The 17,165-nt window shown below is 68.6% G+C and carries 13 protein-coding genes; 7 read left to right on the top strand and 6 right to left on the bottom strand.

What is annotated here, in order from left to right:
• Positions 1-61 precede the first annotated feature (61 nt).
• On the bottom strand, positions 62-1,177 hold the full coding sequence (locus AB0J58_RS38720; protein ID WP_364225286.1) for an oligopeptide/dipeptide ABC transporter ATP-binding protein: 1,116 nt from the start codon (positions 1,175-1,177) through the stop codon (positions 62-64).
• Entirely contained in the window at positions 1,177-2,196 is a 1,020-nt protein-coding gene (locus tag AB0J58_RS38715; RefSeq protein WP_364225283.1) for an ABC transporter ATP-binding protein, read from the bottom strand. The genes AB0J58_RS38720 and AB0J58_RS38715 overlap by 1 nt, the downstream gene beginning before the upstream one ends.
• A gap of 208 nt (positions 2,197-2,404) precedes the next feature.
• Between AB0J58_RS38715 and AB0J58_RS38710 the strand changes: the two genes are divergently transcribed.
• Positions 2,405-4,525, top strand: coding sequence for an acetate--CoA ligase family protein (locus AB0J58_RS38710; protein WP_364225280.1), 2,121 nt, complete (start codon positions 2,405-2,407; stop codon positions 4,523-4,525).
• Between the two features lie 276 nt (positions 4,526-4,801).
• On the opposite strand, the gene AB0J58_RS38705 is transcribed toward AB0J58_RS38710, so the two are convergent.
• Entirely contained in the window at positions 4,802-6,268 is a 1,467-nt protein-coding gene (locus AB0J58_RS38705; protein WP_364225277.1) for an MFS transporter, read from the bottom strand.
• A gap of 533 nt (positions 6,269-6,801) precedes the next feature.
• Here AB0J58_RS38705 and AB0J58_RS38700 point away from each other — a divergent pair.
• Positions 6,802-7,608, top strand: a complete 807-nt coding sequence (locus AB0J58_RS38700; protein WP_364225274.1) for an NmrA family NAD(P)-binding protein — start codon at positions 6,802-6,804, stop codon at positions 7,606-7,608.
• Between the two features lie 154 nt (positions 7,609-7,762).
• On the opposite strand, the gene AB0J58_RS38695 is transcribed toward AB0J58_RS38700, so the two are convergent.
• The 3 genes from AB0J58_RS38695 to AB0J58_RS38685 all read right to left on the bottom strand — a co-directional run bounded on the left by AB0J58_RS38695 (position 7,763) and on the right by AB0J58_RS38685 (position 11,161).
• A complete protein-coding gene (locus AB0J58_RS38695) occupies positions 7,763-8,770 on the bottom strand; it encodes an LLM class flavin-dependent oxidoreductase (protein WP_364225271.1) in 1,008 nt (335 codons plus the stop codon).
• A gap of 36 nt (positions 8,771-8,806) precedes the next feature.
• Positions 8,807-9,709: a carbon-nitrogen hydrolase family protein gene (locus AB0J58_RS38690; protein ID WP_343964365.1), complete on the bottom strand. Its 903-nt coding sequence runs from the start codon at positions 9,707-9,709 to the stop codon at positions 8,807-8,809.
• A 93-nt stretch (positions 9,710-9,802) separates the two neighbouring features.
• Positions 9,803-11,161: a dihydroorotase family protein gene (locus AB0J58_RS38685; RefSeq protein WP_364225268.1), complete on the bottom strand. Its 1,359-nt coding sequence runs from the start codon at positions 11,159-11,161 to the stop codon at positions 9,803-9,805.
• Positions 11,162-11,639: 478 nt separating this feature from the next.
• Here AB0J58_RS38685 and AB0J58_RS38680 point away from each other — a divergent pair, with 478 nt between their 5' ends.
• The 5 genes from AB0J58_RS38680 (at position 11,640) to AB0J58_RS38660 (ending at position 17,131) form a co-directional block, all read left to right on the top strand.
• Complete coding sequence (locus AB0J58_RS38680) at positions 11,640-12,452, top strand: enoyl-CoA hydratase/isomerase family protein (protein WP_364225265.1); 813 nt, start codon at positions 11,640-11,642, stop codon at positions 12,450-12,452.
• 108 nt (positions 12,453-12,560) lie between these two features.
• The gene (locus AB0J58_RS38675; protein ID WP_364225262.1) at positions 12,561-14,111 is read left to right on the top strand and encodes an ABC transporter substrate-binding protein; all 1,551 of its coding nucleotides are present in this window, start codon (positions 12,561-12,563) and stop codon (positions 14,109-14,111) included.
• Between the two features lie 58 nt (positions 14,112-14,169).
• Entirely contained in the window at positions 14,170-15,090 is a 921-nt protein-coding gene (locus tag AB0J58_RS38670; protein ID WP_364225260.1) for an ABC transporter permease, read from the top strand.
• A gap of 2 nt (positions 15,091-15,092) precedes the next feature.
• A complete protein-coding gene (locus AB0J58_RS38665) occupies positions 15,093-15,980 on the top strand; it encodes an ABC transporter permease (protein WP_364225258.1) in 888 nt (295 codons plus the stop codon).
• Between the two features lie 359 nt (positions 15,981-16,339).
• The gene (locus AB0J58_RS38660; protein WP_364225256.1) at positions 16,340-17,131 is read left to right on the top strand and encodes an IclR family transcriptional regulator; all 792 of its coding nucleotides are present in this window, start codon (positions 16,340-16,342) and stop codon (positions 17,129-17,131) included.
• Positions 17,132-17,165: the final 34 nt, after the last annotated feature.

Here is a 17,165-nt window from a genome sequence, read left to right as displayed (position 1 = left end):
GACACCCCCGACCGGGAGAGGCTCACCGATCGGAAGCGCGGGCGTGTTCAGGAACGGAGACTCAGGCGATGATCGTCGCGGCCTGCTCCCGCTCCAGCGGGAAGTGGCAGGCCGACCAGTGCTCGTCGTCGGCCTTGAGGGTCAGGGCCGGTGCCTGCTGGACGCAGGTACGAGGGACCTTGCGCCCGCCGTCCAGCTCGTGGACCTCGCCGGCGGGGAGCTTCTGGGCGAGCAGTTCGGCGTGGAAGCAGCGCTGGTGGAAGGTGCATCCCGAGGGAGGGTTCGCCGGGTTCGGCGGGTCACCGGGCAGCTGGATGCGCTCGCGGGAACGCTCCACGTCGGGGTCGGGCACCGGCGCCGCCGACAGCAGCGAGGCGGTGTACGGGTGGTGCGGCGAGGTGTAGATGTCGTCCTTGGCGGCGATCTCCACGATCCGTCCCAGGTACATCACCATGACCCGGTCGCTCACGTGCCGCACGACGGAGAGGTCGTGCGAGATGAGGATGTAGCTGAGGCCGTACTCCTCACGCAGGTCCTGCAGGAGTTTGAGGACCTGCGCCTGGATCGAGACGTCCAGCGCCGACACCGGTTCGTCGAGGAGCAGCACCTGGGGGGTGACCGAGAGCGCGCGGGCGATGCCGATGCGCTGGCGCTGACCGCCGGAGAACTGGTGCGGGAACAGCTTGGCCTGGGCACGCTGGAGACCCATCCGCTCCAGCATCCCGTGCACCGTGTCGAGCTTCTCCTGCTTGGACATGCTGGAGTTGGTGAGCGGTTCGGCGACGCTGGCCGCCACCCGCTGGCGCGGGTCCAACGACGCGTACGGGTCCTGGAAGACCACCTGGACCCGCTGGTGGAACTCGCGGAGCCTGCGCCCCGCCAGCTTGGTGACGTCCTCGCCGTCCAGGAGCACCCGGCCGCCGGTGGGCTCGATCAGCCGCAGGATCATCCGGCTCAGCGTCGTCTTGCCACACCCGGACTCGCCGACGAGGCCGAGCGTCTCGCCGCGGGCGAGGTCGAAGGAGACCTCGTCCACCGCCCTGACCATGTTGGACGAGCCGCCGAACCGCTTCTTCTTCCCGAAGTGCTTGGAGAGCCTCTCCACCCGGAGAACGGCGTCGGGTCCGGCGACGAAGGGACCCGGGCTGTCCGCGAACTCCGCGATCTCAGCGGCCATCACACACTCACATCCTGCAGTGCCATCTCCTCGGCGCGATGGCAGGCGGTCAACTGGCTGGTCGGGGTCAGCGCGCGCAGGCGCGGGATGTCGGTGGCGCAGAGCTCGCGGTCGTCGCGGCGGTGACAGCGCGGGTGGAAGCTGCAGCCGGTGGGGACGGCCAGCAGGTTCGGGGGCTGGCCGGGGATCGGGTCGAGCTCCGCGACGTGGGCGTCGGGCCGGGGGCTGGACCGGAGCAGCGCCTCGGTGTACGGGTGGACCGTGTTCTTGAGCACCTGACGGACACTGCCGTGCTCGACGACGCGGCCCCCGTACATCACCGCGACCTCCTCGGCGTAGCGCGCGACGACGCCGAGGTCGTGTGTGATGATCACGAGCGACATGCCGAGCTCCCGGCGGAGCCCGTCCAGCAACTCCATGATCTGGGCCTGGACCGTGACGTCGAGCGCCGTGGTCGGCTCGTCGGCGACGAGCACCTGGGGCCGGAGCGCGACCCCCATCGCGATCATCACTCGCTGGCGCATTCCTCCGGAGAGCTGGTGCGGATAGTAGTCGACGCGCTCGCGGGGGTTCGGGATGCCGACCAGCCCGAGGGTCTCGATCGCCCGCCGCCTGGCCTCGGCCCGGGAGGTCTTCTCGTGGTGGCGCACCACGTCACCGATCTGCTGCCCGATGGTGAAGGAGGGATTGAGACCGGCCAGGGCGTCCTGGAAGATCATCCCGATCGACTTGCCGCGCAAGTGGCTCAACCGGCTCTTACCCTCAAGGGTGTACTCCTGGCCGAGGTAGCTCACCGTCCCGGACTCGATCGACCCACCGGGGGGCAGTAGCCCAAGTACGGATAGAAATGTCATGCTTTTTCCGGATCCAGACTCGCCGACCACCGCGAGAGTGCGACCACGGAAGCACTGCAAGGAGACGTCGTTGACGGGATGGACGACGCCTCTCAAGGTTTCGATCCGGGTACGCAGGTTCCGGATATCAAGAACGATGTCGCCTTGGCCATCGTTGACTGTCATGGCGTCTCCTGAGGCGGTTTGGCCCTTGCTACACTAAGCAAGTGGTTCAGTAGGTAAACCACTGGATCAAATTCGTCCCCTTATGTTACTGATACCAGGGGCAGAGTCGTCGGCTTGTGGTGAGAATCACTCGAATCTCCCGATCCGCCCTCCAGGGATGTTCTCTCGCAAGCCAACGTCCGTCTCCGTGACCGGATGGTGACAAACCGTGCCTGATTCGGGCTTCCGCAACCTTCAACCGCTCCTTCGCCCGCGTTCCATCGCGGTGGTGGGCGCCTCACCACGACTCAACCGGGGCACCCGGGTCCTCGAGAACCTGCGCAGGTTCGGTTTCGAGGGCGCGCTGCACGTCGTCAACCCGAAGTACGCCGACGTGCTCGGCGTTCCGTGCGTACCCTCCGTGCGCGAGCTTCCCGACGGCGTCGACCTCATCGTCGTCGCGGTGGGCGCCGACTCCGCGCTGGCGGCCGTCAGGGACGCCGGCGAGCGCGGCATCCGCGCGGCGGTGCTGATCGGCAGCGGTTTCGGCGAGGGGAGTGTCGGCTCCGAGCGCGCCGCGGAACTGCGCCGCCTGCTTGACAAGTACGACATGGTGGCCTGCGGCCCCAACTGCTACGGAACCGCGGACCTGGCGAGCGGCGCGGCGGCGTACTCCGGGCGGATCGTCGATCCGCTGCCCCTGGGCAACGTCGCGCTGATCCTGCAGTCCGGCGCGCTCTCGCACGCCGTCACCGACTCCGCGATGGGCCGGGGGCTCGCCGCCTCCGCGCTCATCACCACCGGCAACGAGGTGTCGGCGACGGTCTCGGACTACGTGGCCTGGTACGCCGAGGACGAGTCGACCGAGGTGATCGGCGTCTTCCTCGAAGGGCTCCGGGACGCTCCGAAGTTCGCCGCGGCCTGCCGCCTGGCCCGCGAGAGGGGCAAGGCGGTCGTCGTCGTCTCAAGTGGCCGGTCCGACCTCGGCCGCCAGGCCGCCATGGCCCACACCGGCGCCATCTCCGGCGGCGCCGCGGCGCTCGACGGCCTGCTCGCCTCGGTCGGGGCCATCCGCGTCTCCGACCTCGACGAGTTCCGCGAGACGGTGCTGCTCTTCTCGCACCTGCGTCGCGGGAGTTCGGCGGCCACCGGCGTCGGCGTGCTGTCGATCTCCGGAGGCGCGAGCGGTTTGATGGCCGACGCCGCGGAGGCCTCCGGTCTGTCGCTGCCCGGGTTCGACGCCGCCGCCGTCGCAGAGCTCACCGAGTTGCTGCCCGGCTTCGCCGCGGTCAACAACCCGCTCGACGTCACCGGCTCCGCCGTCGAGGACCCGACGCTCCTGCTCCGTTCCCTGCGGCTGGTCGCCGACCAGCCGCAGATCGGCGCGGTCGTGTTCGCGATGAACGTCGGTCTCTCCGGCCCCGGCCAGGAGGCGCTCTACCGCAGGCAGGCGGAGATCCTGGCCGAGGTCGCCCGTGACGTCGAGACGCCGGTGGTGCTGCTGACCATGACCGCGGGGCCGCTCGACCCGGTCATCCACGCCACGCTGTCGGCGGCCGGTGTGCCGGTCGTGATGGGGCTGCGTCCCGGCGTGCACGCGCTCACCTCGTGGCTCGACTGGCCGCGGTTCACCCTCGCCGCGCGGCCCGAGGTGGAGAAGCTCGGCGGCTGGCCCTCGCCGCACGCCGTCGCCTCCGGCGCCGACGCGATGGAGGCGCTGGTGTCCGCCGGCGTCCCGGTCGCGCCCTTCGGCGTCGCGGCGGGCGTCGACGAGGTCGCGGCCCTGGTCGAGCGCGTCGGCACGCCCGTGGTGCTCAAGGTCGAGTCCCCCGACATCGCGCACAAGACGGAGGCTGGAGGCGTCGTCCTCGGCGTCACCACCCCCGAAGAGGCAGAGGCCGCCGCCGAGGCGATGCTCGCCTCTGTCGAGAGCCACCTGCCCGGGGCACGGATCACCGGGATCCTCGTGCAGCGGATGGTGGGCGGCCAGAAGCTGGAGTGCCTGATGGGGGTCGTCGACGACCCGCAGGTCGGGCTCGTGCTCTCCATCGCCCCCGGCGGGATCCTCGCCGAGCTCATGGGCCAGGCGGCGTCCCGCCCGGTGCCCGTCACCGCGCGGGACGTCGAGGAGCTCCTCGACGCGAGCGTGCTCGGCAGGCTGCTCGCGGGCTACCGGGGCGGCCCGGCCTACGACCGTGCCGCACTGGTCCAGGCGGCGGTGAGCTTCTCCGAGATGGCGGCCTCGCTGCCCGGTCTGGCCGCCGCCGAGGTGAACCCGCTGCTGGTGCTGCCCGAGGGAGAGGGAGTCGCCGCGGTCGACTGCCTGCTCATCAACGACCAGGCGAGCTGACCGGCACTCCGGCCACATCGGAGCGTGCCGGATTTCCGGGGTCGACCACCGGGCCGGGAAGCGACGGCGGAACGGCTCGGCGCCGAACAAGGCGAGGAAGAAGGGGGCTCCGCCGGTCGGACGACCGGCGGAGCCCCCTTCCAGTGTCTCCCGTCATCTGTGGGAGGGCGAGCGGATCCACGTCGCCGACCGGGTGCGGGAGATCACGCGCGAGCCGGGCCGCGCGCCCTCGGCCATCGGCCGGGAGATTCGCCGCGACCGGAGCCGCGGACGCTGTCAGCCGGCGGGGCGCAGGTCGGCGTCCGGGTCGGGGACGGGCCGGGACGCGGCAGCGGCGACCCGGGCACGCGGGCCGGGAAGCCTGAGGGCGGCCAGGACGGCCGTCAGCATGACGGCGCCCAGGACGTAGACGGCGGCGCGCATTCCCTCGGCGGAGGCGGCGCGCAGGGCCTGTCCGGACAGCCCCTCGATGTCGTGGTTGGCGACGGCCACCAGAACCGCCAGACCCGCGGCGGTTCCCACCTGCAGCGCGGTGGAGGCCACCCCGGAGGCCAGGCCCTGTTCGTCCGCCGAGACACCGGTGCCGGCGGCGATCCACATGGCCTCGTAGGTGATGCCCATGCCCAGACCGATGACGACGATCCCGGCCAGGACGGTGAGGAAGGACCCGTCCGTGTGCATGCCGGGGGCCAGGAACGCGGCGCCCACGGCGTTGGCGACGATGCCGGTGATCAGCGTGCTCCGGGTGCCGAAGCGGTGGACCAGTCGCTCGCTGAGGAGGTTTCCCGCCGTGATCGACAGGGTCGGGCCAAGGAACGCCAGCCCGGTCTCCAGGGCGCTGAAGCCGAGGACGTCCTGGAAGTACAGGGTCAGGAAGTACGGCACGGCCTGCATCGTCAGCCCGAAGACGAGGATGACCACGACCGCTCCGCTGAGCGCGCGGTTGCGGAACAGCCGCAGCGGCATCAGCGGCGTCCGGCCCCGGGCCTGGACGCGCAGGAACGCGGCCAGCAGGACCGCCGCGAGAACGGCCGCGGCGACCACCTCGGCCCGTGCCCAGCCGACCTCGGAGCCGTGCGCGACCGCGAAGATCAACAGCGTGATGCCCGCGGTACCGGTCAGGGTTCCGAGCACGTCGACGCTTCCTGCGGTGACACGGCCGTCGGGGGGCAGCAGGGCGAAGGCGGCGGCGGCACCCGCGGCGGCCAGCGGGACGTTGACGTAGAACACGGCCTGCCAGCCCAGGGCCTGGGTGAGCACCCCGCCGGCCAGTGCGCCCGCCGTGAGCCCGCCGGCACCGGCCATGGCCCAGACCGTCAGCGCGCGGTTGCGCTCCCTGCCCTCGGCGAAGGCGGTGTTGACCAGGGCCAGCACCGCGGGGAACAGCACCGCCCCGGCGAGGCCCTGCAAGGCGCGCGCGGTGAGCAGCACCGCCGGCGCCGTGGCCAGGCCGCCCAGCACGGAGGCCACGCCGTACAGCGCCATGCCGAGCACGAACATCCGCCGGCGTCCCACCAGGTCGGACAGCCGGCCGCCGAACAGCAGGAAGCCTCCGTAGAGGACGACGTACGCGGTGACCACCCACTGCAGGGTGTGCGGTGTGAAGCCGACATCGGCGGCGATGTCGGGCAGGGCCACATAGATGATGGTGAAGTCGAGGCTGATGATCAGGTGCCCGAGCGCGAGCAGCGCGAGGCTCCATCCCGGCCGTCGGCCGCGGGCCGGGGACTGAGTTGTGGACATGGGTGTGCCTTTCGTCCGTATGTGGTTCGGTGGCCTGTCATGGCTGCACCGGAACCGGCGGACATTTGTTGGCACACCCCTTGAGGGCACTGGGGTGGGCGGCGCCCGGGCTCGGTCCGTCAGGTCCGGTCATCGCCCCTCCCCTCCCTGCGTGTTCCGCGCTGTCCTCGGCACGACTATGCCGCTCGCCGCGGTCCGCGGCATCGGACGCCCGGTCGACATGACCCGGGACCTTGGACCTAGGACCACCGGAGGTCCGCGCGGTGAGATCTCCGTTGATGCGCGAGGCTGTTGGCCTGTCGGCCTTCGAGGAGGCCGAGTGCGGGAATCGGGGTGTCGACAAGACTCGTGCCACCATCCCCAAACGAGCGGAGCGCGGCGTCCGAGGCCGACATGAGGATGGACACCGACCACCGCGGCCTGGGGAGACACCGGTGATCTCGTTATCGTGCCGGGCTTTTGACCTCAACTGCGGTTGAGTTTCTAGGCTCGTCGGCGACTCATCGGGACAAGACGACCTAAGGAGCTCGACTGTGACGACCTTGGTGACAGGTGCCACCGGGAACACCGGCCGGCACGTTGTGGCAGAGCTGGTCCGCCGAGGAGAGCGGGTTCGGGCCCTGACGCGAGACCCGGCGGCGAACGTGGGAAGGTTTCCGGCCGAGGTGGAGCTGGTGGCCGGCACGCACAACACACCAGAGAAGTTGGACACCGCACTCCACGGCGTCAACCGGCTGCATATCACGGTGACGGATGGACTTGCCGAGGTCGGGCCCGAGCTGGTCCAGCGGGCGGTCGCCGCGGGCGTTCAGCGCCTCACCGTGCTGTGGGGCGGCTGGGTGGGCCCGGTCGAGCAGGCGGTGGCGGACTCAGGCGTGGAATGGACACGTCTGGAAGCACAGGAGTTCATGTCCAACACGTTGGGCTGGGCCGAATCGATCCGAGCCGAAGGAGTGGTCCGCGAACCGTACGACCTTCCCAGCGCGCTGGTGCACGAGGCCGACATCGGGGCCGTGGCAGCCGTCGCGCTGCTCGACGACGGCCACGCGGGACAGTCCTACAACCTCACCGGACCCGAAGCGCTGACCCCGAGTGAGCGGATCGCGATCCTGTCCCGGACGCTCCGCCGCGACATCGCCTTCGAGCCGATAACGCACGAACAGGCGGTCGACAGGCTGCTGGCCACCGGGGTGTCCCGAGCGGACGCCGAGTATGTCGTCGGCTGGTACGCCGCGTCCGATGACTCCTCCAAGACCGTGGACGACACGGTCACCCGGGTGACCGGCCGTCCGGCACGTACGTTCGTACAGTGGGCGGACGAGCACGCAGACCGTTTCTAGGCCGGGCATCCGAACGCGCCCACGCCGGTCGATCCCCCGGTTCGGGGCCATGGGTTTCCGCGTTCCCACAACATGAGGTGACACGGAAACCCATGCCCTCGCCAGACCGGCTGCCGCCGGCAGGCGCCGTGACGGAGCGACCGGAGGGCCCGGGTCAGCGGATGGCCGGAATGACCTCCCTGCCGAACCGCTCGATGTTGCGCCGGACCAGCTCCATCGGCATCCCGGGGAAGTTCAGCCGGACGATCAGGTGCGTCACGCCCAGCGTGTCGCGGTGGTGCAGGCAGTCCTGGATCACGTCGTCGACGCCGCCGATGATGAACCGGTTCCTGGCCAGGTCGGCGAAGTCACTGCTGTTCGCGCCGCTGTTGCCCGGAACGTTGTCGCCCATGCCCCAGCTGTAGTACGCCTTGTACTTCGCGCCGATGAACGGCTCGGCCTCCCTGAGCGCGGACTCCTTGTCGTCGCCGACGAAGAGTTCCACGCACTTGGCGAACTCCACCTTCTCCGGCAGGCCCGCCTCCTTCCTGGTCTGGTGGAAGAGGTCGACCTGCTGCTTCATCTCCCCCCACTCCGTCATCGACGTCGCGATCCACGCGTCACCCTGCAGGGCGGCGCGCTTGATCGCGGGGTCGGCGGTGGCGCCGAACCAGATCTGCGGGCGGGGCTTCTGGATCGGGCGCGGACTGATCGTCACGTTGTCGAGGGTGAAGTGCTTGCCCTCGAACGACACGTTCTCCTCGGTCCACAGCCGCTTGAGGATCTCCACGCCTTCCACCAGGCGGCCCACCCGGTGCTTCTTGTTGATCTGGAAGGCGTTGAACTCCTCGTCGCGGTACCCCAGGCCGACGCCCAGGATGAGCTTGCCGCCGGTGATCACGTCCATCGTCGCGTACTGCTCGGCGATGTCGACGGGGTTCAGCAGGGGCAGCAGCAGCAGGTTCGTGCCCAGCCTCATGTCGCCCGCCTCCGCCGCCAGACGCGCGAGCATCGGCGTCGTCTGGAGGTACTGGTCGGGGGCGCTCAGGAAGTGCTGGCCCAGCCAGACGGCGTCGTAGCCGGTGTCCCTGATCAACCGCGTCTGCTCGACCAGACCCTGGAAGGCCGAGTAGATGTCCTGCTGGGGCGCGTACTGCGACCCGAGGAAGACGCCTACGTCCATGGTGTTTTTCCTATCTCCGAGTGGGCGGCCACCGACTTACAGGACACCGCGCGCGATGTCGTCGCTGAGCGAGCCGTAGAGCTCGGGGCGGCGGTCGCGGAAGAACGTGTAGCGGACCCCGTGCTGGTCGATCTCGTCCAGGTCGAGCTCGGCCTTGAGGATGTGCGGGCCCTCACCGGCCGGCGCGGCGGTCAGCTCCTCGCCCAGCGGGCTGATGATCCGGCTGGCGCCGAAGAAGTGACGCGGGCCCTCGGTGTTCTCCACGCCGCCCTTGTTGGAGGCGACGACGAACAGGCCGTTCTGGATGGCCGCGGTGCGCAGCTCTCCGCCCCAGGAGTCGGCGCGGTTCGGGCCCCACGCCGCCACCGGGACGAACATGATCTTCGAGCCCTGCAGCGCGAGCACCCGCCACGCCTCGGGGAAGGAGCGCTCGTAGCAGATCAGGATGGAGATCTTGCCGAACTCGGTCCTGAAGGTCGCCAGGCCCGGCCCCTCCTTGAAGTAGTAGCGCTCGTTGAGGCCGGGGCTGTAGCTCCACTGGTCGGGGATGTGGTTCTTGCGGTAGACCTTCACCTGGCGGCCGTCGGGCAGGTCGCCGGGGATCAGTTCGCCGTCGCGGCCGATGACCGCCACGCTGTTGTAGAACTCGCCCTTGACCTCGCCCTTCTCGTAGAAGGGGAAGAGCACGTAGCTGCCGAGCCGCTTGGCCAGCTCCTGGAAACGCCTGACCGACGGCCCGTCGATCGGCTCGGCGAGCTTGAAGTGCTCGGGGGTGTTGTAGCCGCAGAAGTACTGCGTGTTGGACAGCTCGCTGAACACCACGAAGTCCGGCGAGTAGTCCTTCGTGGCCTCGGCGACCAGGGCGAGGTTCTCCTCGACGTTCTTCTCGGTGTCAACGGTCGCCGGTCCGTTCTGGACCAGCAGCACTTTTGCCTTCATTGGGGTTCAGCCCTTCTCACTCATTACCGATAATCCGCAGGTCAGACCCGGTGATACGGGTTGACTTCAGTGGTTGTCGCTGTTTTCCGGTCTCTACCGCGCCAGGAACCGGCCACCCGGCTCGCCGACGACCTCCCCGTCGACGGCCACGGTCCTGCCGCGCAGCAGCGTGCGCACCGGCCACCCGCGCAGCGTCCGCCCGTCGAGGATGCTGTACGCCGACGAGCCGCCCAGGGTCTCGTGGTCGACGACGCGCTCCGCGTCGAGGTCGCACAGCACGAGGTCGGCGTCGGCCCCCACCCGCAGGTTGCCCTTGGCAGGCATGCCGAAGATCGAGGCGGCGTTGCCGGACAGGACCTGCGCGATGCGCTGCAGGCTCATCCCCCGCCTGTGGTGCCCCTCTGAGAGGAGTACCGGAAGCGTCGTCGCCATGCCCGGGAATCCCGCCGCGGCGGACCAGATGTCGCCCTGCTTGCGCTCAAGCGGCACGGCGCAGTGGTCCGTGCCGACGGTGTCGACGTCACCGTCGATCAGTCCGCGCCACATCGCCTCGACGTCCTCCGCCGTGCGCACCGGCGGGTTGATCTTGGCGAGCGATCCCACCTCGCTGTCGTAGGTGTGGGTGAGGTAGTGCGGGCAGGTCTCCACCCAGACCTTGCCGCCGGTGCCCCTGACCCGCTTGGCCGCCTCAAGGCTCTCGCTCGATCCGATGTGCACCAGGTAGACGGTGGCGTCCACCCGTTCGGCGAAGAAGGCCACCCGCTGGATGTTCTCCGCCTCGGCGAACGCCGGCCGGGCGTCGGACCAGGCCCGCAGTCCGGTGGCCCCGGACTCGCGCACCTGCCGCATGGTCCGGTTGACGATGTCGGTGTTCTCCGCGTGCACGCAGGCCACGCCGCCGGACTCGCCGAGCAGGCGCAGGCCCTCCAGCAGCAGCCCGTCGTCGCACTCGTTCACCATCCCGACGGTGGCTCCGTCCGCGCCCCGGTAGGCCATGTAGAACTTGTGCGACCTGACGCCGGCGTCCGCGTACTTCGGTATCTGCCGCACCTGGGACTCGGCGAGCATGCCGAAGTGCAGCGCCACGTCGACGGTGGACTTCTCGTTGACCGAGGCGATCAGCTCGGGAAGCTCGTCGTACGGCGCCGGCTCCGCGCCCTTGTACTGACGGTAGAAGCTCATCACCGTGGTGACGCCGCCGAGGGCCGCCGATCGGGTCTCGGTCTCCAGGTCGGCCTCGAAGGACTGCGCGTAGCCGAGGTGCGTGTGCGGGTCGATGACACCCGGCATGACGACCAGCCCGGTGGCGTCGATCTCCTCGTCCGCGGAGAGTCGCTCACCGGGGGCCAGGACGGCGGCGATCCGCCCGTCCTTGATCCCCAGACCGCCCGCCAGCGTTCCCCAGTCCGGGTCGACAAGCAGTCCACCCGTGACAGCAACATCGAAGTGCACGAAACCTCTCTTCATGGTCGGACATGCGGTGACAGCGATCCCGGCCCTCGGCCACACCCGTCAACTGGTTCACTGAGCGAACTGCCAGTTCATTTTTGACGAGGGTACAGTCTCTGTCAATGCCCGGGTCCGATACCCACGGCCAGGAAACCCGCCGCCGGGGGCTCGAATGACCTCGACGGCTATGACATGGGTCACTCGATCGACGTGACCGCCGATCCGCGGATCGGCGGCCGACCCAGCCGGGAGACCCCGGCTCCGACGCCGGATCGGCCGGAAAATCAGGCCGCGCGCCGCCGGAGCCACCGGGGGTTCATGCACCTCAAGGCTCTGTCGGAGGCTTCCCTCCTATTGTTGCCTGTCCGTTTCACCCATATGAACTTGCCCGTTTTCTCTTGACACCTCAAGGCCACCTCGGGTCCACTACTCAAATCGATGGTCCACACAGCGGACCGATGCCTCAGGGTTTGGAGAGCGAGTGTCCTACGAAGACGTGCGTCTGGAACATGACGGTCAGGTCGCGATACTGACACTGGCAAGGCCGAAGGCCCTGAACGCCCTCCGCGCCCAGACCGTCAACGAGCTGAGTGCGGCGATCGACGAGATCGAGGCGGACCGCACCATCAAGGCCGTCGTCCTCGGCGCGGAAGGCAACCGGGCCTTCTCCTCAGGTATCGACCTTGTCAACGACCCGTCCCCGGCGAACACCGTGGAGACGGACTACATCGCCCAGCGTAACGCGAAGATGCTGGAGAAGCTCTGGTACATGGACCGGGTGGTGATCACCGCGGTCAAGGGAGTCGCACTCGCCGCCGGCTGCAACCTGGCGCTCATCGGTGATCTGACCGTGTGCGGGGAGAACGCCTCGTTCGGCGAGCCCGAGATCCGCCACGGCACCCTGTCCCCGCTGCTGCTGCTCCCGTGGCTCACGCACTTCAAGCTGATGAACCACATGTACCTCACCGGCGACAGCGTGGACGCGCGGGAGGCCCACCGCCTCGGCCTGGTCAACACCGTCGTGCCGGACGACGAGGTCGACGCGGCGGCGCTCCGGCTCGCCCAGCGCATCGTCAACGCCCCGCTGCTGACGCTCCAGACCGTCAAGCGCTCGGTCCGGATGATGCAGGACATGCAGGGCTTCCGCGGGCTGCAGATGGGGCACCGCTTCGCCGACACCCTGGTCCTGGACTCCACCGGCGTTCCCGAGCGGGACAACCTGCGCGCGATCCGCGCCGAACACGGTCTCAAGGCGTTTCTTGAGGCGCGCGACGCGCCCTACCGCGAGGCGTGACACCCACACACCTGCCTGGCAGGACACCGCCGGCGTCAGGCGCCGGCATCGGTTTCGGGGGCCGAACACTACGTCCGAGGACAGCGAAAGAGAGAGGGACGTAACTTCATGAAACACCCCGGGAAAACATGGCCGCGCCGCAGTGCCGCGGCGTTGGCCATGCTCACCTCCCTCACCCTGGCGGGTTGCGGCCTGAGCTCGGGAGGCGCCGAGGAGGGCGCCCCCGTGGCGGCCGAGGACGCGACGCTGCGAGTCGGCATGGCCTCCGACGCCCAGAGCCTCGACCCGCCGAACTTCTCCCTCACCGCGGACTTCATCCGCCTCGACCTGATGTACGAGCGCCTGGTCAAGCTCGACCCGGATGGCAAGCCCATACCGGGGCTGGCCACCTCGTGGGAGCAGAACTCCGACACCGAGTGGACCTTCACCATCCGCGACGGGGTCAAGTTCGTCGACGGCACGGACCTCAACGCCGAGGTCGTCAAGATCAACCTGGAACGCGCGATCAAGGCCCCGCAGGGCAAGGGTTACCTCGGCGTGATCAAGTCGGTGGAGCTCGTCGGCGACAAGCAGGTCAAGCTGATCCTCAGCAAGCCCTTCTCCAGCCTGCTCAACAACCTCTCCGTCCCCGTCGCGGGCATTGTCAGCGCGAAGGCGATCAAGGAGAACGAGAAGAACCTGTCGGCCAACCCGGTCGGCAGCGGACCCTTCACCTTCAAGAGCTGGAACCCTGACGAGCGCATGGTCCTGGAGCGCAACGAGGGCTACTGGGGAACGAAGCCCAAGCTCAAGACCGTGGAGATCGTCCCGATCCCCGAGGCCAGCACCCGTCTGGCCGCGCTCCAGTCCGGCGATGTGGACGTCATCGAGTACCCGCCCCCCTCCGAGCTCTCCCTCATCAAGGAGTCCAAGGAGATCAACGAGCTCATCGAGCCCAAGGCGCAGCCGGTCTTCCTCGGTTTCGAGCTCAAGCAGGTTCCCGACGTCAAGGTCCGCCGGGCGATCGCGATGGCGATCGACAAGGAGGCCATCGTCAAGGACGTCCTCGAAGGGGTGGGCAGCCCGGCGACCACCGGTCTGATCCCGCCGACGATGGTCACGCCCGCCGACGACCCGATCAACATCGACTACGACCTCGAAGGCGCCAAGAAGCTCATGGCCGAGGCCGGAGCCGGCGACGTGACGCTCGACCTGGTCCTGCCCGGCAGCTACTACCTCAAGGACAAGGAGGTGGCCGAGGTCATCAAGTCCCAGCTCAAGGAGATCGGGGTCACCGCCAACCTGAAGATCCAGGAGTCCGGGACGTGGTTCACCTCGCTGCTTGAGCACAAGACCCAGATGTACTGGCTGGGCTGGGGCGTGGCCGCCGGCGACCCCGCCGACATGCTGACCCGCGTCTTCCGCTCCGGAGCGGTGAACAACATGTCGGGCTACTCGGGCGCCGACAAGGAGATCGACAAGCTCGCCCTCCTGCCCATCAAAACGCCGGAGCGCGAGTCGCTGATGAACGACATCCAGCGCAAGTTCATCGAGGAGGACGTCGTGGTGGTCCCCATGTACTACTCGACCAACTTCTACGCGACGCGTGCCGAGGTCGAGGGATTCCACACCACCAAGTCCAGTCTTTGGGATCTGTCGGGCGTCACCGTCAAGAAGTAACCCGCTCGAAGGTCACCGGGGGAGCTTCTCCGCGGCCTAAATGAGGAGATGCGAGGAAATGTTGTCTTATGTAGGCAGGCGGCTGTTGCAGCTGGTGCCGCTGCTACTTGTCATCTCGTTCGTCATCTTCGTGGCCCTGGAGATGGCCCCCGGTGACCCGGTCACCCTGCTGCTCGGCCAGAACGCCTCCCCCGAGGCGGTCGCCGAGCTCAGCGCCAAACTGGGACTCGATCGACCGCTTCTCCTGCAGTACCTGTCCTTCGTCACGGACGCCGTACAGGGAGACCTCGGCGTCTCCTACCGGAGCGGGCGCGAGGTCGCCTTCGAGCTCGCGCGCACCACCGGAGTGAGCGCCACGCTCGCGCTGACGGCCATGATCCTGGCCGTGCTCATCGGTGTGACGGTGGGCATCGTCGCCGCCGTCAAGCAGTACACGTTCATCGACACCGTCACCCGCGTCGGGGTGCTGGCCATGGTGTCGCTCCCGGTGTTCTGGCTGGCCATCCTGATGATCATCGGCTTCGCGGTGAAGTGGCCGATCTTCCCCGCCTTCGGCTGGGGGACCTACGGCCACCTGGTGCTGCCGGCCATCGCGCTCAGCACCTACCCGCTCGCCGTCATCGCGCGGCTGACCCGGTCCAGCATGCTCGAGGTGATGAGCAGCGACTACGTCCGCACCGCGCGGGCCGCCGGGCTGCCCGAACGCACCGTGGTCATGAAGTACGCCCTGAAGAACGCCCTGGTGCCGGTGATGACGGTGATCGGCCTTCAGTTCGGCGGACTGATCGGCGGCGCCGTGCTCACCGAGACGGTCTTCGGCATCCCCGGAATCGGCCGCCTGATCGTCACGGCCATCGAAGGACGTGACTATCCGGTGGTGCGCGGTGCGGTCCTCCTCGGAACCGTCGTCTTCGTCCTGATCAACCTGCTGGTCGACATGCTCTACAAGTGGGCCGACCCCCGGCAGCGAGGAGTCTGAGTATGAGTGCGGCAGTAGCCACGGCGCAGAGCGCCCAGGGGGCTGTCCAGGAGCGCAGCGCCTGGAAGGAGACCTGGACGATGTTCGCCCGCAACCGTGCGGCGCTCATCGGCCTGGTCATCCTCGCTGTGATCATCCTCATCGCCGTACTCGCCCCCTGGATCGCTCCACACGATCCCACCGCGCAGAACCTCAGCCTGCGCAGGGAGGGGCCCAACGCCGGAGCGTGGCTGGGCCGGGACGAGTTCGGGCGCGACATCCTGAGCCGCATCATGCTCGGCGCGCGCGCGACCCTGCTCGCCGCCATCGGAGTGATCGTTCTCAGCGGGGTGGTCGGCACCGCCATCGGCATCGTCGCCGGCTACCGGGGCGGCGTCGCCGACAGCCTGCTGATGCGCAGCGTGGACCTGGTGCTCTCCTTCCCCTACTTCCTGCTCGCGATCCTGATCGTGGCGGTGGCCGGCCCGAGCCTGCGCAACGCGGCGATCGCCGTCGGCATCACCTATATCCCGCAGTACGCCCGCGTGGTACGCGGCGCCACGATGGAGGTGGTGGGCAAGGAGTACGTGGAGGCCGCCCACGCCTCGGGGGTCCGCGGTTTCCGCATCGCGTTCAAGCACGTGCTGCCCAACATCAGCGCGCCCATCATCGTCATCACCACGGTGGGTCTCGCGCTCGCCATCGTGAGCGTGTCCTCGCTCAGCTTCCTGGGTCTCGGGGCACAGCCGCCCAGCCCGGAGTGGGGCGCCATGCTCGCCGACGGCCGGCAGTACGTCGCCTCCGCCCCGCACATCAGCATCTTTCCCGGCATGGCCATCCTGCTGACGGTATTGGCGCTCAACCTGGTCGGTGACGGTTTCCGTGACACCTTCGACCCGACCCTGCGCTGACGCCCGTGCCGGAACGCGTGCGCGTTCCGGTGCACGGAAAGATCGCCAAAGGCTCCGCCCTCACTCACCGATGCCGGCGTTCAGGTGCCCGTCCTCGGTTCAGGACGTCTGCATTTCGGCGGCCCCCGCACCGGTGCGACGATGGAGAGGTCCACGGAGGCCCGGTGCGCGCTTGGCAGCATCCGCATCCTCAACGATAATCTCGTCACGCTTGCACGAAGAGGGCCATACCCCGAAACTTGGACATTTGGAACAAATCAGACAAATGCCACCGTTTCTGGCGAGCAGAAAGATGTTGAGCATTGCTCGGGATTTCCCGCTAGGGTTCGGCCGAACAAGCAAATCTCTCCGGAGGAAGAATGGCGGCGAGTGAGTCAGGCCTGGTACGCCGCACCATCTCGGTGCTCCGTGCCGTCGCCGCGCACCCCGAGGGAGTCGGGCTCAGCGAGGTGGCCCGGGAGTCAGGGATTCCGAAGGCCACCTGCTATCGCGTCCTCAACGTGCTGGAGCGCGAGAGCTGGTTGACGCTCGACCCCGGCAACCGCCGATACCGGGTCTCCCTGGGGCTCCTGTCGCTCGTCGGCGGGCTGCTGGACAACGACGGCGCCTACCGCAACATGCGGCAGGTCCTGACCGAGCTGGCCGCGCAGACGCAGGAGACCTGCGGCTTCGACGTGCTCCTCCCACCCAACGTGATGGTGGTGGCCCAGATGCCGGGCCCGCGGCTCATCGGCCAGACCCCCAAGCCCGTCCCGCGGACCCAGCCCGTGTGGGCGACCTCCACGGGCAAGGTGCTGCTCGCGGCGCTGGACCGCCAGACGGTCGTCGACGACTACGCGCAGGAGTTCGAGGAGCACGCGCCGGACCACCTCGGCGACTTCGACGAGTTCCTCAAGAGCCTCGATGTCATCCGGGAGCACGGTTACGCCTACACCGTCGACGAGCTGGAGCAGGGCGCCGCGTCGATAGCGGCGCCGGTCCGGGTCCGCGACAAGTACCCGTACGCCGTGTGGATCGGCGGCCCCACCTTCCGCCTCACCAAGGAGTGGGTGGACACGACGGCGCCGTACCTGCTCCAGACGTCGAAGCGCCTCAGCGACCTGCTCAGCGTCACCGACCTGCAGATGGCCGGCGGACTGCCGCTCTACTGAGTCGATCGGCCGTCGCGGGGGCGGTATGTGAGGG

Source organism: Streptosporangium sp. NPDC049644 (assembly GCF_040675205.1).
GTDB lineage: Bacteria > Actinomycetota > Actinomycetes > Streptosporangiales > Streptosporangiaceae > Streptosporangium > Streptosporangium fukuiense.
The sequence above is the reverse complement of the archived record's forward strand: the minus strand, read 5'-3'. Positions and strand labels throughout refer to the sequence as shown.